The sequence below is a fragment of the Rhizobium sp. CIAT894 genome (assembly GCF_000172795.2).
Classification (GTDB): domain Bacteria; phylum Pseudomonadota; class Alphaproteobacteria; order Rhizobiales; family Rhizobiaceae; genus Rhizobium.
In genome coordinates this window covers 1-18,670 of sequence record NZ_CP020947.1, presented here as the reverse complement: position 1 = coordinate 18,670, position 18,670 = coordinate 1, and the positions used below count along the sequence as shown (strand labels likewise).

Genomic DNA, 18,670 nt, shown 5'->3' with positions numbered 1-18,670 from the left:
TTACAGTCCCATTCCCAGAATCTTGCCGACGGTGAAGATATCCTTGTCGCCGCGACCGGAGAGATTCATCAGGATGATCTCGTCCTTGCCCATCTTCGGTGCGCGCTTGATCACCTCGGCAATCGCGTGCGAGGGCTCGAGTGCCGGGATGATGCCTTCGAGGCGGGTCAGCGTCTGGAACGCCTCGAGCGCTTCGTGATCCATGATCGGCACGTAGTCGACGCGGCCGGTATCGTTCAGCCAGGAATGTTCGGGGCCGATGCCGGGATAATCGAGACCGGCCGAAATCGAATGGCCTTCCTTGATCTGGCCGTCGCCATCCTGCAGCAGATAGGTGCGGTTGCCATGCAGCACGCCCGGCGAACCGGCAGTGATCGACGCGCAATGTTCGTCGCCCTGCAGGCCCTTGCCGCCGGCTTCGACGCCGACGATCTTCACGGTGGGATCATCGAGGAAGGGATGGAAAATGCCGATGGCGTTCGAACCGCCGCCGACGGCCGCGACGACGAGATCCGGCAGGCGACCTTCGGCGGCCAGCATCTGCTCTTTCGCTTCCGCGCCGATCACCGACTGGAAATCGCGGACCATCTCCGGATAGGGATGCGGACCGGCCGCCGTTCCGATCAGATAATAGGTATCCTCGACATTGGTGACCCAGTCGCGCAGCGCCTCGTTCATGGCGTCCTTCAGCGTGCCGCTGCCTGCGGTGACCGGTTTGACTTCGGCGCCGAGCAGCTTCATGCGGAAAACATTCGGCGCCTGACGCTCGACGTCGGTGGCACCCATATAGACGACGCAGGGAAGGCCGAAGCGGGCGGCGACGGTGGCCGAGGCGACGCCGTGCTGGCCGGCGCCGGTTTCGGCGATGATGCGGGTCTTGCCCATGCGCTTGGCGAGCAGGATCTGGCCGATGCAGTTGTTGATCTTGTGCGAGCCGGTGTGGTTCAGCTCCTCACGCTTGAAATAGATCTTGGCGCCGCCGAGTTCGGCCGTCAGCCGCTCGGCGAAATAGAGCGGGCTCGGGCGACCGATATAATGGGCGCCGAGATGCTTCAATTCGGCCTGGAATGCCGGATCGTTCTTCGCCTTGTTCCACTCGTCCTGCAGATCGAGGATCAAAGGCATCAATGTTTCGGCAACGAAACGACCGCCATAGATGCCGAAGCGGCCGTCTTCATCGGGCCCGGAACGGAAGGAATTCGGTTTAGGCGTTTCGTTCACTCTCAACTCCCTGAGGCCATGACAGGCGCGTCCGCCTCTTCGACCGCATCGAAAAATTCATCGATCATTGCGACGCTCTTCACGCCGGGCGCGGTTTCGACGCCCGAGGAGACGTCGATACCACGTGCCTTGGTCTTCACAAGCGCATCCGCGACATTGTCCTTGTTCAGCCCGCCGGACAGCATGTAGTCGATGCTACCGTCGAGCCAGCTCAAAAGGCTCCAGTCGAAGGAAATGCCGTTGCCGCCGGGCAGTTCCGAACCCTTCGGCGCTTTCGCGTCGAACAGGAAACGGTCGGCGATGCCGATATAGGCCTCGACGCGCTTCAGATCGTCGGCCGTGCGCACGGAAAAGACTTTCATGACCGGCAGGCCATAGAGCGCCTTGATCGTCAGCACATGTTCGGGGCTCTCGTTGCCGTGCAGCTGCAGAATATCCGGCTTCAACAGCGAGACGATCTCATCCAGCTCGTCATTGGTGGGATCGACGACGACGGCGACGATCTTCGCCTTGCCGCGTGCCGGTTCGGCCAGTTTACCCGCCAGGTCCGGCTCGATGTAGCGTGGGCTCTTTTCGAAGAAGATAAAACCGATATGGGTCGCGCCGCGTTTCAGCGCACGATCGATCGCTTCGGGCGTCTTCAAGCCACAGATCTTGATATCGGGTTTCATGGCAGCGAAGTGACACGAAATGCAGCAAGAGTCGAGCCAATTTGCGTGCTAGGCTGCATTTAGCGCCAACGTCGGTCAGTCGAAATCAATCGCGTGCAACTGGCTTCCGTGCCGCTTCAGCCAGGATTTCGCTTCCTCCATGCCGGGGCAGAGCTTCTTGCAAAGCGCCCAGAAGCGAGGCCCGTGATTCATCTCCTTGAGATGGGCAACTTCGTGGGCGGCGAGATAATCGATCACCGAGGGCGGCGCCATGACGATACGCCAGGAAAAGCTCAGATTTCCCTCCGACGAGCAAGAGCCCCAGCGGCTGCGGGTATCCTTCATCGAGATCGAGCGGATCGGGGCCCGGATTGTTCCGGCATGCATCGTCGCCAGCCTGACGAGGTCGGTGCGCGCTTCTTTCTTGAGAAAGGCCGCAATGCGCCGCCCGACATGTTCCGGCATGCCGCTGACCAGCAGCACCGGTTTGCCATCCATGGAGACGGCCTCCGTCAGGCCGCGCACGCTGCCGGTATGCTGGATGCGATGGGAAACGCCACGAAAGAGAATTTCGCCGCCGTCGCGCAGGCCGGCATCGGTCGAAAACTTGGCAAGTTTGGTGAGCAGCCAACCCTGATGCCGATCGAGAAAGGCATTGACCTCGCGTGCCGCAAGACCTTTCGGCACCGTCATCTTCAACGCCCGACCACCCGGCTCGATGCGCAAGGTGATGCGTGTCGCCCGGTCGTGCTGCTTGATGGTCAGCGGCATGAGGCGGCCGGCCACATCAAGCGTCCGCGTTTCGGGTGGAGCCGGCTTTCGGGCTTTCGGCCTTGTCTTCAGAAGCGAGAACATGGTTGTTTCTACCCGATTCGCCGGCAGCGGACATAGAAAAACCGGCATCGGGAGATGCCGGTCGTTTTCAGCATTCAGGCCTTCACGGCGTCTGGTATTCAGCGACCGGGCCGTTGTCGTCACGCTTGCTGTTCTTGCGGTCACGCATGAAGCGATCGAACTCTTCCTGGTCCTTGGCGCGGCGAAGTTCGCGCATGTAGGCGTCGAATTCCTCGCGCATTTCGTCGAGCTTGCGGCGCTCTTCCTCGATCCGGTCGATCTCGGCCTTGCGCCAGTCGTCGAAGGCGACGTTGCCGGTCGAGAAGTGCGGGCGGTGACGGCCGTTCGAACGGCGGCAGGAGGCAAAGAAGCCATCGGTCGCCTGGTTGACGTCACGCTTGAAGCCGCGCAGACGGTCGCCGAAGATGATATAGGCAAGCATGGCCAGACCCAGAGGCCAGAAAACCATGAAGCCGAGAATCATCAGGGCAATGGTAGCCGGAGTCCAATCCGGTCGAAGCAATGCTGACTGGTTCATCGTGCGGGTATCCTCGCTTTCCGCGCCCGGCAGGATACCGAACGCTGAAATCGATGTGGTTACCGCAACAACGGCCTTCAAGACGATTGCCCATGAAATCGGACAAAGCCTTGAATCCGCTTTTCTAAATCAGCCACCCCTAAATCAGGCGGTGCGGCCGCCCTTGATAACGCGCGGCACCGGCGGCTTGACGGCTGAACGGGAATGCTCCCGGACAAAATTGATGATGCGCGGCGCGATCTCGCGGCGGAACCGCGAGCCGTTGAAAACACCGTAATGGCCGACATCCGGCTGCAGATAGTGCATGCGCATATCTTCGGGAATATTCACGCAGATGGTCTGCGCCGCCTTTGTCTGGCCGACGCCCGAGATGTCGTCGTTCTCGCCCTCGACGGTCAGCAGCGCCACTTTGCGAATCGCTGCCGGATCGACGCGTTTGCCGCGATGCATCAGTTCGCCCTTCGGCAGGGAATGCTTCATGAAAACCTGCTCGACCGTCTGCAGATAGAATTCGGCGGTCAGATCCATGACGGCGAGATATTCGTCGTAGAAATCGCGGTGTTTTTCCGGCTCGCCGTCGTTCTTCACGAGATGCATGAAGAATTCCTTGTGGGCGACGAGATGGCGGTCGAGATTCATCGACATGAATCCCGAAAGCTGCAGGAATCCCGGATAGACCGGGCGCATGAAGCCCGGCTGCGGCCAGGGCACGTTCATGATGACATTGTCGGAGAACCATTGCAGCGACCGCTCCTGGGCGAGCTTGTTGACCGCCGTCGGGTTGATGCGCGTGTCGATCGGGCCGCCCATCAGCGTCATCGACGACGGAGACAGCGGATCATTGGCTTCCTCCATCACCGCGGCGGCCGCCAGCACCGGAACGGAAGGCTGACAGACGGCAATGACATGCGTGTCCTGCCCGAGGAAATGCAGCATCTCGATGACATAGTCGACGTAGTCGTCGAAATCGAACGTGCCTTCCGTCATCGGCACCATGCGGGCGTCGATCCAGTCGGTGATGTAGACATCGGCGCTCGGCAGCAGCGCCTCCACCGTGCCGCGCAGCAGCGTCGCATAGTGGCCGGACATCGGCGCGACGATCAGGATACGGGGATCGTTGCCCCGGGCGGCCGGGGCGTTGCGGGCGAAATGCAGGAGATTGCAGAAGGGCCGCGACCAGACGACCTCTTCACGAACAAAAACCGTCTGATCGCCGATCGTCGTCTGCTTCAGCCCGAATTCCGGCTTGCCGTAGCGGCGCGTCGTGCGTTCGAACATTTCGAGACTTGCGGCCATCGTCCGGCCGAGCGGCGTATGGGAAAACGGGTTCAGCGGGTTGGCATAGGCAAATCGCATGATGTCGGCCGCAGCGCGAAACGGCGCCATGGCAGCATGGTTCAATTCATAAAGCTGATAAAACAAAGGCGCCACCTTTCTCTATCGAAAAGATGGCGCCGATTGAAAGGCATCGAATCTTTCCGTTACGCGGGCACGTTACTCAGACTAACAGTTTTTTGTTGCACAGCAACATGGACGAACCAGACCCGCACAAGAAATGCCGGAGAAGTGACTCTCCGGCATCAGTATCGACTGGAAAACTTAAGTCTCTCAGCAGAAAGCGTCGTTAATGATCCGCTACGAAGGTCTGCTTCTGCGTGCCGAGACCCTCGATGCCGAGTTCGACCACGTCGCCGGCCTTGAGATAATGTGGCGGTTTCATGCCCATGCCGACGCCCGGAGGCGTTCCGGTGGAGATGACGTCGCCCGGATGCAGCGACATGAACTGGCTGAGATAGGCAACGATGTGGGCGACACCATAGACCATGGTCTTGGACGAGCCATTCTGCATCGTCTGGCCGTTGACCTTCAGCCACATGCCGAGGTTTTGCGGATCGGCGATCTCGTCCTTGGTGACCAGCCAGGGACCGATCGGTCCGAAGGTGTCGCAGGATTTGCCCTTGGTCCACTGACCGGCGCGTTCCGTCTGGAAGGCGCGCTCGGAAACATCATGCGACACGCAATAGCCGGCGACGTAATCGAGCGCGTCGGCTTCGCTGACATATTTCGCGGTCTTGCCGATGACGACGCCGAGTTCGACCTCCCAATCGGTCTTTTCCGAACCGCGCGGGATCCGGACGCTGTCGTTCGGACCAACGATGGCCGAGGTCGCCTTCATGAAGATCACCGGCTCGGGCGGCACCGTGGCGCCGGTTTCGGCGGCATGGTCGGAGAAATTGAGGCCGATGCAGATGAATTTGCCGGTGCCGGCAACGCAGGCACCGATACGGCCGGGGGCAAGCTCCGGAAGGCTCTTCGGATCGATTGCCGCGATCTTTGCAAGGCCCGCCGGCGAGATCGCCTCACCGCCGATATCGGCGACGTGACCGGAGAGATCGCGGATCTTGCCATCGGCATCGAGAAGCGCGGGTTTTTCATTGCCTGCTTCGCCAACACGCATCAGCTTCATGGAATTTCCTCCTCATCGAAAACGGATTTGCAGCCACCTATGAACGAATTATTCACCGGTGTCATTACGGCTTTGCCGCCAAGCGGTACGACTTTTCCTGGATTCGAATGGATTTCGGCTCAAACCGCATGAATTGCGGCATCACGCTTTAAAAAATTTCCGCAAGATCAGGCCCGACGGGGACGATCTTTGTCGGGTTGAGGCTTTCGATCGAGTAGTAGCCGCGCTTGATGTGATCGAGATTGACCGTTTCCGCGATACCCGGCCAATCCAGCATGCGGCGGCAAAAGGCGCGCAGATTGGCATAGTCGGAAAGCCGGTGCAGATTGCATTTGAAAATGCCGTAATAGGCGACGTCGAAGCGCACGAGGGTGACGAAGAGCCGGATATCGCTTTCCGTCGGATGATCGGCGAAAAGAAAGGACCGATCGGCAAACTGCGGCTCGATCCAATCAAGGCAGGCAAAGACATCGGCGAAGGCTTCTTCGTAGGCAAGCTGGGTGGTGGCAAAACCGGCGCGGTAGACGCCATTGTTGAGCGCGGGATAGATGCGGTCGTTGAAAGCATCGATCTCGCTGCGTCTTTCCGCCGGGTAAAGATCGATCGGATTTTTTGCCAGGTCGCCGAAGCCGCTGTTCAGCATGCGCAGGATATCGGCGGATTCATTGTTGACGATGGTCTTTCTCTGCTTGTCCCAGAGAACCGGCACGGTGGCCCGGCCGGTGAAATCGGCGGACGCGCGCGTATAGATTTCATGCAGATACGTCGTGCCGTTGACGTGATCCTCGGTGGCGCCGGGATAATCGCCGAAGCGCCAACCCTGTCTGCTGAGCAGCGGTTCGACGACGGAGACGGAAAGGACGTCGTCGAGCCCCTTGAGCTTGCGGCCGATCAAAGTACGTGAGGCCCAGGGGCAGATATAGGCGACATAGAGGTGATACCGGCCGGGGCCGGCTTCGAAGCCGGCTTCACCCGTCGGCCCGGCGGCGCCATCCGGGGTGACCCAGTTGCGGAAACTCGAAGTCTGCCTGATGAAGCCGCCCTTTTCATCCTTTGCCTGAACGGGCTGCCAGTCCTCCGTCCATTTTCCATTCACCAGCATGCGCAACTCTCCGATCGATTGACTGAAGCGTTTTATTATCCTGCTTTGACGCCCGCGTGAGGCCGCTTTTATGAAGACAGTCTGTACACCCCGATTGCGACGACGCTGCGCTTGCCAAGGCTGCGAAGCAGGAAATAAGACTTGGATTAGTCCAAGATGAGGGCTCCAATCCAAGATGAAATGGAGTTTGACATGCACCTTTCCAAAGCCGTCGTGCGCACCGAACATGCAAGCCGCTATCTGCAGCAGCTCTGCAAACACTGGAGCCATAAATTCAGCGTCTATTTCGACCCGCAGAAGGGCCGGGTGCCGTTCAGCGAGACGACCGAAGTGACGTTTACCGCCGACGATACGACGCCGACCATGGCGCTTTCCGTCGCCGATGCCGCGCAGCAGGCCAGAATGCAGGGTGTCATCGACGATCATCTGAAACGTTTTGCCTTTCGCGAGGACCTCGACATCGTCTGGACAGACTGAACCGAACTCCGATCCGAATTTCTGCCTCCAACCCCCGGGAATAAGCATGACGAAGAGCAATAACCGCGAATCCCAATATCCGATCGATCCGATGTTTCTCGACCGTTGGTCACCCCGCGCCTTCACCGGCGAAATCATCGAGGAAGCACAGCTGCTCAGCCTGCTCGACGCCGCCCATTGGGCGCCGTCCTCGTCCAATCAACAGCCCTGGCGCTTCATCTATGCCCTGAAAGGGTCGGAGCAGTGGCAGACATTCGTCGGATTGCTCGTCGATGCCAACCAGGAATGGGCGGCGAACGCATCGGCGCTGATTTTCGTCGTCTCGCGCGCCTTCACCGGGACCGCCGGCTCAGCAGAGACAAAGCCGAGCTACACCCATTCCTTCGATGCCGGCACGGCCTGGGGATACCTGGCGCTCCAGGCGCGTCTCTCCGGTTTTTACGCCCATGGCATGGGCGGCATCAAGCATGACGAGATCCGGCAGACTTTCGCCATTCCCGAGGGTTATCGGGTCGAAGCCGGTGTCGCCGTCGGCCGGATCGCCGACAAGAGCGTCCTTTCCGAACGCAATCAGGCACGCGAATTCCCCAGCCAGCGCAAACCGCTCTCCGAGGTCGCCTTCAACGGCCATTTTATTGCCGACTGAGCGAAGCCGAAATAAGGCCGATCGCGCAAACGAAAGCCCCGCCATCCGTGGATGGCGGGGCTTTCGTTTCGAAACATCAATCAGATATCGAGGTTTGCGACGCTGAGCGCGTTGTCCTGGATGAATTCGCGCCGCGGTTCGACTTCGTCACCCATCAACCGGGCAAAGAGGCCGTCGGCATCGGTGGCGTCGTTGACCTTGACCTGCAGCAGCGAGCGCACATTCGGATCGAGCGTCGTTTCCCAGAGCTGCTCGGCATTCATCTCGCCGAGGCCTTTATATCGCTGCATGGTCAGGCCCTTGCGGCCAGTTGCGAAGATTGCGTCGAGCAAGGCACGCGGGCCTGAGATCTCGACGTCACCTTCGCGGCGATGCAGCGACGGCGGCGTCTGATAGATTTCCTTGAGGCGCGCGGTCAGCTGGTCGATGTGACGGGCATCCGACGAGCCGATCAGCGCCATGTCGAGCACGACGATTTCCCTGACGCCGCGGACCATGCGTTCGAAGCGCAGGCCGCCATCGCTGGTCAGATCGCCCTGCCAGCCGCGTTCGGTTTCCTCGGCGATAATGTCGAGACGGCTTGCGACCTCGCTCGCCACTGCCCGCGCTCTTGCCGGATCGCTGACGAAATCGGCATTGAGGGCACCGGCGATCGCCGCCTGTTCGACCACGGCGCGGTTGTAACGCGAATGAAGATTGTCGAGCAAAGCGCGCATGCGCAACGCATCCAGAATGACCTCACGCAGATCCTGGCCGGTGCGAACCTCGCCGCTGCCGAGCTTCAGCGCGGCATCCTCAAGACCCTGGCTGATCAGATATTCCTCGAGCGCCTTTTCGTCCTTCAGATACTGCACCGACTTGCCGCGCGAGACCTTATAGAGCGGCGGCTGCGCGATGTAGAGGTGACCGCGCTCGATCAGTTCCGGCATCTGCCGGAAGAAGAAGGTGAGCAGCAGAGTGCGGATGTGAGCGCCGTCGACGTCGGCATCCGTCATGATGATGATCTTGTGGTAGCGCAGCTTTTCGGCATTGAATTCGTCCTTGCCGATGCCGGTGCCGAGCGCGGTGATCAGCGTGCCGATTTCCTGGCTCGACAGCATCTTGTCGAAACGGGCGCGTTCGACGTTCAGGATCTTGCCGCGCAGCGGCAGGATCGCCTGGTTTTCGCGCGAGCGGCCCTGTTTGGCCGAGCCGCCGGCGGAATCGCCCTCGACAAGGAAGACTTCGGATTTCGCCGGATCGCGTTCGGAGCAGTCGGCAAGCTTGCCCGGCAGCGAGGCGATATCGAGCGCGCCCTTGCGGCGTGTCAATTCACGGGCCTTGCGGGCGGCTTCGCGGGCGGCCGCTGCCTCGACGACCTTGCCGACGAGAATCTTGGCTTCGCTCGGATGTTCTTCGAACCAGGTGCTGAGCGCCTCGTTGACGAGGCTTTCAACCACAGGGCGGACTTCCGAGGAAACCAGCTTATCCTTGGTCTGCGAGGAGAATTTCGGATCGGGCACCTTGACCGACAGCACCGCCGTCAGGCCTTCGCGGCAATCTTCGCCCTGCAACGTCACCTTTTCCTTTTTGGTGATGCCGGAATTGTCAGCGTAAGAAACCACCTGGCGCGTCAAGGCCGCGCGGAAGCCGGCCATATGGGTGCCGCCGTCGCGCTGGGGAATGTTGTTGGTGAAGCAAAGCACGTTCTCATGATAGCTGTCGTTCCACCACATCGCCACTTCGACGGTGATGCCGTCCTTTTCGCCGCGGATGGCGACCGGCTTGTCGACCAGGGACTTCTTGGCACGGTCGAGATAGGCGACGAAAGCCTCGAGGCCGCCGTCATACCGCAGTTCTTCCTGCTTGATATCGGAATGGCGCTTGTCGGTCAGCAGGATGCGGACGCCGGAGTTCAGGAAGGCCAGTTCGCGCAGGCGATGCTCCAGCGTGCCGTAGTCGAACTCCGTCATGGTGAAGGTTTCGCTGCTCGGCATGAAGCTTACTTCCGTGCCGGTCTCATCGGGCGCGTCGCCGGTGACCTTCAGCGGCGCATCGGCCACGCCGTGGGTGAAGCTCATTTCGTGGATCTTGCCCTGGCGGCGGATCTTCAGCTTCAGCCAGACGGACAGCGCGTTGACGACGGAAACGCCGACGCCGTGCAGACCGCCGGAAACCTTGTAGGAATTCTGGTCGAACTTACCGCCGGCATGCAGCTGCGTCATGATGACTTCGGCCGCCGAGACGCCTTCGCCGCTATGGATGTCGGTCGGAATGCCGCGGCCGTTATCGGTGACCGTCACCGAGCCATCCGGATTGAGCGTGACGGTGACGATGTCGGCATGGCCGGCAAGCGCTTCGTCGATCGCGTTGTCGACGACTTCATAAACCATGTGATGAAGGCCGGAGCCGTCGTCGGTATCGCCGATATACATGCCGGGACGCTTGCGCACGGCATCGAGGCCCTTCAGAACCTTGATGGAATCTGCGCCATATTCGGTGCTTACGCCGTTTTCCGTCGCGGATGTATCGCTCATTCTGTCGAGATTTTCCCTGTTGCCGTAAAGCTGCGGCGCGCCTTGCGAATCACCGGCTTTCTTCACTCTCGTATATAGGTTTTTTGAACCCGGTTCCCAATGGCAAGTCCCCTGAACAAGGCATAAAACAGGGGATTATGACGCTTTTCCGTCGCCTTTGCCGTCATTTTCGAGAAGAGCGGATAACCGGCCGATCTCGGCGCTGTCAAGGTTGCGGATCTGCCGCGCCAGCCGATTGGCAAATTCGGTATATTCCGGCGGCAGGCCTGACGTATCGATGACCACGCGCGGGTCGGAAGAACGGGCGAGCAGGAACAGTTCCTCGGCCTCGTCCCAGATGATGTTGAAATAGCCGGCGATGCGCTGCAGCAGATCGAATGTCGGCAGGCCGCGCTTGCCATGTTCGAGCGCCGAGAGATAGGCGGGAGAGACGTTCAGCGCTTCCGCCATCTCCTTCTGCGACACACCTTTGCGCGCTCTCAGCCTGCGAACCGCCTCTCCGAAGGGAGTCATGGTCTGTCCCCTGGCCGCCGCGACAGGCGGATGTAGAGAGCGCCCTCGCCGCCGTGATGCTGGGCGGCCGATTCATAAGACGAGATCAGGTAGCGGAATTCCGGCTTCGAGAACCAGAGGGGCACGGCCCGCTTCAGCGCGCCGTCGCTGCCCATCGAGCTGCCCTTGCCCGTTATGACCAAGACATGGCGCAGGCCGCGTTCGTGGGCGCGGATCAGGAAATCGAGAAGGATGGCATGAGCCTCGCTCTGCACCAGCCCGTGCAGGTCGATCCGCGCTTCGAGCGCCAGCCGGCCCTTGGCGATCTTACGCTTGACCGGTTTTTCCAGCGGATGATGCACCCCGGCGGATGGTTTTGCCATCGCGGGTGCTGCCGGCGGCAGTGGCACTGGTGATGGCGGTGCCAGCCTTTCGGCTTTCTCCTGCTCGGCCGCCGCTTCGGCGAGAAAAGCGTCGAGTTCGCTCAGCTCACCCGCCTTGCCGGGCATCGGCCGCGTGCTGCGGGCAACCTTGCCCCAGAGTATCCTCTCATCCGCACTGAGTTTGCGATCCCTGGCCATCAGTCGAATCTTCCGGCAACGGCCCTGGGAATGAGAATGGCGAAATCGGCATCGTTGCGGACGGTGCCGGCGCTTTCTCCGGCCACATCCCCCGAGCCGGTGAAGATATCGCCGCGCGCCGGCCCGACGATGGCCGAGCCGGTATCGAGCGCCAGCATCAGCCGGCGGAAGGGCCGTCCATGATCGAGATGGGTGAGGCTTTCGGCGCGGATGAAAAAGGGAAAGCCGAAGGTATGGATCATCCGGTCGACCGCAAGGGAACGGCCAGCGAGAAGCGGCACCTTGGCAGCCGCGATCGGACCGGCCTGAAGATCGGCGGTTCGCAGGCCGGTAGCCTGCGAGGGCGTTTCCCGGAAGAAAATATAAGAGCGGTTATGCCACAGCACCTCGTCCACCCGCTCTGGATTGCGCGCCAGCCAGGCACGGATCGTCTGCATCGAGATGTCGGCACGATCGATCTCGCCCCGGTCGATCAGCAGCTTGCCCACCGCCGAGAAGGCATGGCCGGCCTTTGCCGCATAGGTGATGCGGCCGATACGGCCATCGTTGTAACGCAGGCGGGCCGCACCCTGCACATGCACGAAGAAGACATCGACCTTCGATTTCGCCCAGGCAATTTCGAGACCGCGGCCTTCGAGGAAACCCCGATCGATGGCGCGGCGATCCGGATAAGCACTGACGCGCCCCTCATGCAGACGGCCGAAAGCGTAGGACCGGTCGAGCTCGGCGGGACGATTGGCGTCATCGAGATCGATCAGATCGTCCGGGCGACGGTAGAAGGGGAAACGGAAGGTTTCGTCCGGCTGCGCCGACACCTCGATCTCCGGTTCGTAGAAAGCGGTGACGAAGCCGGAATTGCCGTCCTTGCGGCGAATCAGGAAAGGCCGACAGTGCGTCTCGAAAAAGGCGCGCGCCGATGCCGGAGATGACGGCGTGAAATCTTCGGCGGCCAGCAGAAGCGGAAGCAGATCGTCCGCGCTCAGACCAAGCGATCCGGTGCGGTAGGGTTTGACATCGGTGATCTGCCGCCGGCAGCCTCGCATAACTTCAAAAAGGCCGGAGGGATCATCATCCTTCCAGCCTTCCAGATCGTCGAAGCTTATGGCCTGCAGGACGAAGCCCGATGCGTGGTCACTCATGTTCCGATTCGGTCGCCACGAGTTTCCAGTTCGGATCGCGCGAGCGGGTGTCGCGGGCAAAGGTCCAGAGGTCGTTGACCTCGGCGACGTTTTCCGCGTCGCCTTCGATCAGCACATCCGCTTTGTCGTAGGTGGCCGATATCAGCTGGCTGATGATGCGAACGGTGATCTGCGCTTCGCTGCCCTTCGTCTCGGCATGGGTGATTTCGGCCTTGTCGATACCGACAAAGGTGGATTTCACCTTATCACCCCGGCTTTCGCGCTCGCCGATCGCCGCATCGAAGCCGTCATAGACTTCGCGGGACAGAAGGTTCTTCAGCGTTTTCCGGTCGCCATCGGCATAGGCCATGACGATCATCTCGTAAGCCATGCGGGCGCCGTTCAGAAACTCCTTCGGGCTGAAGGCGGGATCAGCCTTGTTCAGCGCGCGCAGCGATTCGTTGAGCGGCGTTCCTGGAGCGGCGACGGCATCGATGGCGGCGAAACGATCCTCATCCTCCGTCGTCGCGTCGCGTCGCGGCAGCGTCACAACCTTGCCGGCATCGGCGGCTTCGGCCGGAGCCGCATCCCGCGGCGTATAGAGATCGCGCGGCGGCTTCTCATTTCCTGTGCGGCGCCCGAGCACGGAGCGCAGCTGAAAGAAAATCAGCACAGCCGCCACCAGGAAGAATAAAGTGATGAAGTCGTTCGAACTCATATCGTATCGCAGCCGCCGTTAACATCTCTGATTTGTACTCCCATATAGTCTGCCTATACAGATGATTCAAATGATGGCTGGCATCTTCGCCGGCGTCCAAGAGGAGACCGGCAAGCCCGGGACATGACGACCATGCGTTTTTCGATCCTGCCGGCTTTCATTCTGCTGTTGCCACTTGCCGAAATTGCCGGTTTCGTCGTCGTCGGCCGGGCTATCGGATTGTGGCTGACGCTGGCGCTCGTCATGCTGGGCTTCGTTCTGGGCGTGGTTCTGCTGCGCCGGCAGGGCATCGGTATTTTGCGCCGCATGTCGAGCGAAGGACGAAACGGGGTGATGCCGGGCCGCGACCTGTTGCGGCCGGCGATGAACGTCATCGCCTCGCTGCTCCTGATCATTCCCGGCTTCCTCACCGATATCATAGCAATCCTCATTCTCATTCCGCCGGTGCGCGATCTCGTCTGGCAGGCGATCGCCAAACGCTTCGTCGTCGTCAATGCCAAGGGCGGCTTTTCTACCGGCCCGCAATCCGATTTCCGTGACCGCAAGCCAAACTCGAAGGTGGTCGATCTCGACGATGAGGACTATCATAGGGAGCCGGATCGCAACTCGCCGTGGTCCGGCAAACATCTCGGCGATTGAGGCGCTTCGACCGATCAACCGCGCCAAGCGCCCAGGGTTGTAAGCCCCTCCCTGAAATGTTAGATGGCGGCACCATTCCCATGCCCCTCGAGGAAAAGCCAATGGCAGACGAAAACAACAGCAACGGTGCGACCAGCCCCACCCTTTCGATCCTTGCGCAATATACCAAGGACCTCTCCTTCGAAAATCCGGGTGCGCCCCGCTCGCTGCAGGCCCGCGACAAGGCGCCGACAATCAACATCAATGTGAATGTCAACGCCAACCCGCTTTCGGATACGGATTTCGATGTCGTGCTGTCGCTGAATGCAGAAGCCAAGGATGGCGACAAAACGGTCTTCCATACCGAGCTCGTCTATGGCGGTGTCTTCCGCGTTGCCGGCTTCCCACAGGAACACATGCTGCCGGTTCTCTTCATCGAGTGCCCGCGCATGCTCTTCCCCTTCGCCCGTCAGATCATCGCCGACGTCACTCGCAACGGCGGTTTCCCGCCGCTGATGATTGATCCGATCGACTTCACGCAGATGTTCGCCCAGCGCGTTGCCGAAGAACAGGCCCGCGCCAAGGTCGAGGCCGTTCCGAACTGATCCGATTTTTTTCGGTTTCGAGATACGGATGCCCGGGCTGGTCCCGGGCATTTCCTATTGTGCGGCGGGGCCGCCGTATTTGGCCCAGATGCCTTTTTCTCCGAGCTTGGCGACGAGCGCTTCATGCGCCTGCGCCTCCGACTGGCTGAGGCGCGGGGCAAGCGGCCGGGGCCGCTCGAGCACTGATGCGATTACCACATCGTCTTCCTCCGCCATATCGCCGCGACCGTTCTGGCCTGACGTTGCGGTGCTCAGGCCGAAGGCTGCCTGCCTGCCGCCGATCATCTCGATATAGACTTCGGCAAGCAGTTCAGAGTCGAGCAGCGCGCCGTGTTTGGTGCGGTGCGAATTGTCGATGCCATAACGCCGGCAGAGCGCGTCGAGCGAATTCGGCCCCATCGGATGTTTGCGCCGCGCCATCGACAGGGTATCGACCACCCTTTCCGGCAGGATCGGCGGCAGACCGATGCGCGCCAATTCGGCGTTGATGAAGCCCATATCGAAGGTGGCGTTGTGGGCGATCCACTTCGCATCGCCGAAGAAAGCAAGGATTTCTTCGGCAACCTCGGCGAAAGGCTTCTTGTCCTTCAGGAACTCGTCGGTGATGCCGTGCACCGCGAGCGCATCGGGATGAACCTTCTGATCTCCGGGGTTGATGAAGATATGGATCACGTTGCCTGTGGGGAAATGGTTGAACAGCTCGATGCCGCCGATTTCGATAATACGGTCGGCGCGGTTGTCGAGGCCGGTGGTTTCCGTATCGAAGATGATCTCACGCATTCCGGAAATCTCCCTTGGCAATCCGCATTTTCAGGTCGGCGACGATAGCAAGCACCCGTTCTTTCGTGACCGCGATCTTCTGGCTGGTGTCGATCAGATAATCGGCCCGGCGGCGCTTTTCGGCGTCCGGCGTCTGACGGGAGAGAATCATATCGAATTTTTCCTCGGTCATGCCTGGCCGCGCAAGCACCCTCTGACGCTGAATCTGTGGATCGGCGCTGACGACGACGATGACATCCACTCTTTCTTCAGCCCCGGTCTCGAAGAGCAAGGGAATATCGAGCAATACCATCTCGGCGCCGGCGGCGCGCTGTCGCGCCAGAAATTCCGCCTCGCGTTGGCGTACCAGCGGATGGACGATCGCTTCCAGGCGTTTGAAGCCGTCTGGATCAAGAGCGAGCTGGCGGCCGAGTTCATGCCGGTCGACCGCTCCATCCTTCATCGTGCCGGGAAAGGCGGTATCCACCAGCGGTGCGGCCTCGCCCGTGTAGAGATCGTGGACCACGGCATCAGAATCGTTCAACGGAATTCCGGCCTCGGCGAAGAGTTTCGACGCCGTCGATTTTCCCATGGCGATAGAGCCGGTGAGGCCGATCGTCAGCATCAATGCGTTTCCATATCCGCAATGATCAGGCCACGCAGTGCCGCGTCGACGACCGGACGCTGGCCGAACCATTTCTCGAATCCGGGCACGGCCTGGTGCAGCAGCATGCCGAGACCATCGACGATCGGAAATCCCTGCTCTTCTGCCTGTGCCAGGATCGGCGTTTTCAAGGGTACGTAGACGATGTCGGTGACGAGGGCGCCGGCTGCGAGCGGCGTGAAATCGAGCGGCGGTGCGGCCTCGCCGTCCATGCCGAGCGAGGTGGTATTGATGAACAGACCGGCGCCTTTCATGACTTCGGCAAGCGCGCCTGCCGGATGGGCCTGGACTCTCGGGCCAAAGCGATCGGCCAGTTCACGCGCCCTTTCGACGGTGCGGTTGACGACGTGGATCTCCTTGAAGCCGCGATCGCGGACCGCCTGGATGATCGCCCGGCTGGCGCCGCCGGCACCAAAGACGACTGCCGTGTCATGCCGGTCCCAGCCCGGATGGCGTTCGTCGAGATTGGCGGTGAAACCGCGACCGTCGGTATTCGTCGCATGCAGGACGCCATTCTCGAGCCAGAGCGTGTTCGAGGCGCCGAGTTCACGCGACAACGTGTCGGGCCTGTCGGCGAGCTTGAAGGCCAGTTCCTTGTGGGGAATGGTGACATTGCCGCCGACGAAGCCCGAACTGCCATCCTTCAGCGAAGCGATGAAATCGGCAAAGGCCTCGGGCGGCACTTCGTGGGCGCGGTAGCTGCCTGGCAGGCCGAGCGTCTTCAGCCAATAGCCATGGATCAACGGCGAGCGCGAGTGCTTGATCGGAAAGCCCGTGACAAACGCTTGCGGCTCGAATGTTTCACGTGAATCACCCATCGATTGCTCCGAGGTCTCGTAATTTTTTTAAGAGCGGCAGCATCGGCAAGCCGAGAATGGTGAAATAATCACCCTCGATTCTCTCGAAGAGCTGAATGCCTTCCCCCTCCAACTGATAGGCGCCGACGCTGGAAAGCGCCCTGTCCCCGACGCGCGCCAGGTGCCTGGCAATGAAGTCCGCCGCCAGCGGCCGCATCGTCAGCTCGGCATGGGCGAGATGCTGCCACAGAACCACGCCATCGCTGACGATCGCGACGGCGCTGTTCAAGCGGTGGGTTGTTCCCGAAAGGGCGTGAAGGTGGCTCGCCGCCTCGGCCATGTCCTTCGGCTTGTGGAAGACGCGGTCGCCAAGCGACATCGTCTGATCCGAACCGATCACCAGACTGTCCGGAAAGCGGCCGCTGACCTCCTCGGCCTTGGCCTTGGCCAGGACGAGAGCGACGGCATCCGGCGTTGCCCCGGCTTTTTCCAACGGGGCTTCGACCGCTCTTTCATCGATATTGGCGGCATGCGCCTCGAAGGACAGACCGGCATTTTCCATCAGCATCCGCCGAAAGGGGCTCGATGATGCAAGGATGATTTTGGGTATCATGAGTTCCTCGGATGCCGGCTTCCGCCAGCGCTTAGCGCAGCTTCGGGCGCAGGGCAACGATTGCCGCGGCTGTTTCCTCGATTGAGCGGCGAGTAACGTCGATCAGCGGCCAGTTGTGGCGGGCGCAGAGCGAGCGGGCATATTTCAGCTCCTCGGAGATCGCGGCGCGGTCGGTATAATGTTCGCGATCAAAACCCTGCGTCGCCCCGAGCACCCGGTTTTCCCGCACCTGGGAAATGCGGTCGGTGGTGGCGATCAGGCAGACGATCAGCGGTTTGCTCGCAATGAACAGGCTCTCCGGCAACGGCACGCCATAGACGATCGGAATGTTTGCCGTCTTGATGCCGCGGTTGGCGAGGTAGATGCTGGTCGGTGTTTTCGACGTGCGGCTGATGCCGATGATGACGACATCGGCATCGTTGTAATCGTCCGGCATCTGACCGTCGTCGTGATCCATAGTAAAATTCAGCGCTTCGATACGCGCGAAGTAGCCGGCATTCATCACATGCTGGGCGCCGACCCGACGGCGCGACGGGGCGCCGAGATAGATCTGGAAGGCATTCATGACCGGCTCCAACACATTCACCGAGGCCACGCCCATTTCGATGCAGCGTTCGTCGATCAGGCTCGCGAGCTCCCGATCGACGATCGTATAGAGCACGATGCCCGGTGCATCGTCGATCGCCTGCAGAACCGGCAGCAGCTGTTTGCGGTTGCGGATCAGCGGATAGACATGTTCGATCGGCTGAGCGGATCTGAACTGGGCCGATGCGGCTCGACCGGCCGAGATCAGAGTCTCTCCCGTTGAGTCAGAAATCAGATGCAGATGAAAGAAGTTCGTTCTGTTCTCCACGTTATTTTCCGCTGCCTGTTGAAAAGACTGGATGAAACAGAGCTACGGCGGCGAGGCGGTCTCGGGCAAGGGAAAACATGCCGCCTTATCCACAATTCGAATTCTGCAGATCGGTTTCATCGGGCCCTGTGGATGACGAGGACCAAGTTGCGTTGGCAGATGCAGGTCCACAGCTTATCCACAGCCACGCATAAAATCAGTTTCCCGGAAGGATTTGGAATCATTTTCAGATTCGGCTTCTCCCCGGATTTTCGACAGGGCGGAGAAATTCACCCCAATGTTTTTTGCCGGCACGCGACAAATGGCATCGGCGGTGGATGGATTTTAATCCTTGATAGACACCGACTCTAAGAAATAGAAACCTTTTAAAATATCTTTGATTTTTTATAGGGAAGAAGCGC

The 18,670-nt window shown here is 60.4% G+C and carries 21 protein-coding genes; 4 read left to right on the top strand and 17 right to left on the bottom strand.

From position 1 onward, the window contains the following. From trpB to RHEC894_RS00080, 7 genes are all read right to left on the bottom strand, one after another. Positions 1–1,221: a tryptophan synthase subunit beta gene (gene trpB, locus RHEC894_RS00110; RefSeq protein ID WP_085735381.1), complete on the bottom strand. Its 1,221-nt coding sequence runs from the start codon at positions 1,219–1,221 to the stop codon at positions 1–3. A 2-nt stretch (positions 1,222–1,223) separates the two neighbouring features. Next, positions 1,224–1,892: a phosphoribosylanthranilate isomerase gene (locus RHEC894_RS00105; protein ID WP_071085801.1), complete on the bottom strand. Its 669-nt coding sequence runs from the start codon at positions 1,890–1,892 to the stop codon at positions 1,224–1,226. Between the two features lie 75 nt (positions 1,893–1,967). Further along, a complete protein-coding gene (locus tag RHEC894_RS00100) occupies positions 1,968–2,726 on the bottom strand; it encodes a SprT family zinc-dependent metalloprotease (protein ID WP_085735380.1) in 759 nt (252 codons plus the stop codon). 82 nt (positions 2,727–2,808) lie between these two features. Beyond that, the gene (locus tag RHEC894_RS00095) at positions 2,809–3,243 is read right to left on the bottom strand and encodes a DUF2852 domain-containing protein (protein WP_085738801.1); all 435 of its coding nucleotides are present in this window, start codon (positions 3,241–3,243) and stop codon (positions 2,809–2,811) included. A 144-nt stretch (positions 3,244–3,387) separates the two neighbouring features. After that, complete coding sequence (phaZ, locus tag RHEC894_RS00090) at positions 3,388–4,665, bottom strand: polyhydroxyalkanoate depolymerase (RefSeq protein ID WP_085735378.1); 1,278 nt, start codon at positions 4,663–4,665, stop codon at positions 3,388–3,390. Positions 4,666–4,867: 202 nt separating this feature from the next. Then, entirely contained in the window at positions 4,868–5,710 is an 843-nt protein-coding gene (locus tag RHEC894_RS00085) for a fumarylacetoacetate hydrolase family protein (protein ID WP_085735377.1), read from the bottom strand. Between the two features lie 148 nt (positions 5,711–5,858). Then, a complete protein-coding gene (locus tag RHEC894_RS00080) occupies positions 5,859–6,812 on the bottom strand; it encodes a glutathione S-transferase family protein (protein ID WP_085735375.1) in 954 nt (317 codons plus the stop codon). A 192-nt stretch (positions 6,813–7,004) separates the two neighbouring features. On the opposite strand from RHEC894_RS00080, the gene RHEC894_RS00075 reads away from it, so the two are divergent. Further along, positions 7,005–7,289, top strand: a complete 285-nt coding sequence (locus tag RHEC894_RS00075; RefSeq protein ID WP_085735373.1) for a DUF2218 domain-containing protein — start codon at positions 7,005–7,007, stop codon at positions 7,287–7,289. 46 nt (positions 7,290–7,335) lie between these two features. Continuing rightward, a complete protein-coding gene (locus RHEC894_RS00070; protein ID WP_085735371.1) occupies positions 7,336–7,935 on the top strand; it encodes a nitroreductase family protein in 600 nt (199 codons plus the stop codon). Positions 7,936–8,015: 80 nt separating this feature from the next. On the opposite strand, the gene gyrB is transcribed toward RHEC894_RS00070, so the two are convergent. The 5 genes from gyrB to RHEC894_RS00045 all read right to left on the bottom strand — a co-directional run bounded on the left by gyrB (position 8,016) and on the right by RHEC894_RS00045 (position 13,360). Further along, entirely contained in the window at positions 8,016–10,451 is a 2,436-nt protein-coding gene (gyrB, locus tag RHEC894_RS00065; RefSeq protein ID WP_085738800.1) for a DNA topoisomerase (ATP-hydrolyzing) subunit B, read from the bottom strand. 135 nt (positions 10,452–10,586) lie between these two features. Next, positions 10,587–10,964 carry a helix-turn-helix transcriptional regulator gene (locus tag RHEC894_RS00060; RefSeq protein ID WP_085735370.1) on the bottom strand — a complete coding sequence of 126 codons (378 nt, stop codon included), beginning with the start codon at positions 10,962–10,964 and terminating at the stop codon, positions 10,587–10,589. Further along, complete coding sequence (locus RHEC894_RS00055; protein WP_085735368.1) at positions 10,961–11,524, bottom strand: Smr/MutS family protein; 564 nt, start codon at positions 11,522–11,524, stop codon at positions 10,961–10,963. Before RHEC894_RS00055 ends, RHEC894_RS00060 begins: the two co-directional genes overlap by 4 nt. Further along, positions 11,524–12,663, bottom strand: coding sequence for a murein transglycosylase A (locus RHEC894_RS00050; protein ID WP_085735365.1), 1,140 nt, complete (start codon positions 12,661–12,663; stop codon positions 11,524–11,526). Before RHEC894_RS00050 ends, RHEC894_RS00055 begins: the two co-directional genes overlap by 1 nt. Continuing rightward, the gene (locus RHEC894_RS00045) at positions 12,656–13,360 is read right to left on the bottom strand and encodes a Tim44/TimA family putative adaptor protein (RefSeq protein WP_085735363.1); all 705 of its coding nucleotides are present in this window, start codon (positions 13,358–13,360) and stop codon (positions 12,656–12,658) included. Before RHEC894_RS00045 ends, RHEC894_RS00050 begins: the two co-directional genes overlap by 8 nt. 132 nt (positions 13,361–13,492) lie before the next feature. Between RHEC894_RS00045 and RHEC894_RS00040 the strand changes: the two genes are divergently transcribed. Continuing rightward, positions 13,493–13,999 (top strand): FxsA family protein, encoded by a 507-nt coding sequence (locus RHEC894_RS00040; protein WP_085738799.1) that lies wholly within the window; start codon positions 13,493–13,495, stop codon positions 13,997–13,999. Positions 14,000–14,100: 101 nt separating this feature from the next. After that, a complete protein-coding gene (gene secB, locus RHEC894_RS00035; RefSeq protein WP_085735361.1) occupies positions 14,101–14,583 on the top strand; it encodes a protein-export chaperone SecB in 483 nt (160 codons plus the stop codon). 54 nt (positions 14,584–14,637) lie between these two features. On the opposite strand, the gene dnaQ is transcribed toward secB, so the two are convergent. From dnaQ to RHEC894_RS00010, 5 genes are read right to left on the bottom strand one after another with little or no spacing between them, the layout of a single operon-like run. Then, on the bottom strand, positions 14,638–15,363 hold the full coding sequence (gene dnaQ / locus RHEC894_RS00030) for a DNA polymerase III subunit epsilon (protein ID WP_085735359.1): 726 nt from the start codon (positions 15,361–15,363) through the stop codon (positions 14,638–14,640). Next, entirely contained in the window at positions 15,356–15,967 is a 612-nt protein-coding gene (gene coaE, locus RHEC894_RS00025) for a dephospho-CoA kinase (RefSeq protein WP_085735357.1), read from the bottom strand. The genes dnaQ and coaE overlap by 8 nt, the downstream gene beginning before the upstream one ends. Then, complete coding sequence (locus tag RHEC894_RS00020; protein WP_085735356.1) at positions 15,967–16,824, bottom strand: shikimate dehydrogenase; 858 nt, start codon at positions 16,822–16,824, stop codon at positions 15,967–15,969. Before RHEC894_RS00020 ends, coaE begins: the two co-directional genes overlap by 1 nt. Beyond that, positions 16,817–17,416, bottom strand: a complete 600-nt coding sequence (locus RHEC894_RS00015) for a Maf-like protein (protein WP_085735354.1) — start codon at positions 17,414–17,416, stop codon at positions 16,817–16,819. The genes RHEC894_RS00020 and RHEC894_RS00015 overlap by 8 nt, the downstream gene beginning before the upstream one ends. Positions 17,417–17,447: 31 nt before the next feature. Beyond that, a complete protein-coding gene (locus tag RHEC894_RS00010; protein ID WP_085735352.1) occupies positions 17,448–18,269 on the bottom strand; it encodes a pyruvate, water dikinase regulatory protein in 822 nt (273 codons plus the stop codon). Positions 18,270–18,670: the final 401 nt, after the last annotated feature.

Coding starts and splice junctions, on each gene's coding strand:
- RHEC894_RS00095 (WP_085738801.1), bottom strand. CDS start 3,243: ATGAACCAGTCAGCATTGCTTCGACCGGATTGGACTCCGGCTACCATT.
- RHEC894_RS00055 (WP_085735368.1), bottom strand. CDS start 11,524: ATGGCCAGGGATCGCAAACTCAGTGCGGATGAGAGGATACTCTGGGGC.
- RHEC894_RS00060 (WP_085735370.1), bottom strand. CDS start 10,964: ATGACTCCCTTCGGAGAGGCGGTTCGCAGGCTGAGAGCGCGCAAAGGT.
- RHEC894_RS00015 (WP_085735354.1), bottom strand. CDS start 17,416: ATGATACCCAAAATCATCCTTGCATCATCGAGCCCCTTTCGGCGGATG.
- dnaQ (WP_085735359.1), bottom strand. CDS start 15,363: ATGCGTGAGATCATCTTCGATACGGAAACCACCGGCCTCGACAACCGC.
- secB (WP_085735361.1), top strand. CDS start 14,101: ATGGCAGACGAAAACAACAGCAACGGTGCGACCAGCCCCACCCTTTCG.
- gyrB (WP_085738800.1), bottom strand. CDS start 10,451: ATGAGCGATACATCCGCGACGGAAAACGGCGTAAGCACCGAATATGGC.
- RHEC894_RS00050 (WP_085735365.1), bottom strand. CDS start 12,663: ATGAGTGACCACGCATCGGGCTTCGTCCTGCAGGCCATAAGCTTCGAC.
- RHEC894_RS00085 (WP_085735377.1), bottom strand. CDS start 5,710: ATGAAGCTGATGCGTGTTGGCGAAGCAGGCAATGAAAAACCCGCGCTT.
- RHEC894_RS00105 (WP_071085801.1), bottom strand. CDS start 1,892: ATGAAACCCGATATCAAGATCTGTGGCTTGAAGACGCCCGAAGCGATC.
- RHEC894_RS00040 (WP_085738799.1), top strand. CDS start 13,493: ATGCGTTTTTCGATCCTGCCGGCTTTCATTCTGCTGTTGCCACTTGCC.
- RHEC894_RS00080 (WP_085735375.1), bottom strand. CDS start 6,812: ATGCTGGTGAATGGAAAATGGACGGAGGACTGGCAGCCCGTTCAGGCA.
- RHEC894_RS00070 (WP_085735371.1), top strand. CDS start 7,336: ATGACGAAGAGCAATAACCGCGAATCCCAATATCCGATCGATCCGATG.
- RHEC894_RS00020 (WP_085735356.1), bottom strand. CDS start 16,824: ATGGGTGATTCACGTGAAACATTCGAGCCGCAAGCGTTTGTCACGGGC.
- coaE (WP_085735357.1), bottom strand. CDS start 15,967: ATGCTGACGATCGGCCTCACCGGCTCTATCGCCATGGGAAAATCGACG.
- RHEC894_RS00045 (WP_085735363.1), bottom strand. CDS start 13,360: ATGAGTTCGAACGACTTCATCACTTTATTCTTCCTGGTGGCGGCTGTG.
- RHEC894_RS00100 (WP_085735380.1), bottom strand. CDS start 2,726: ATGTTCTCGCTTCTGAAGACAAGGCCGAAAGCCCGAAAGCCGGCTCCA.
- RHEC894_RS00075 (WP_085735373.1), top strand. CDS start 7,005: ATGCACCTTTCCAAAGCCGTCGTGCGCACCGAACATGCAAGCCGCTAT.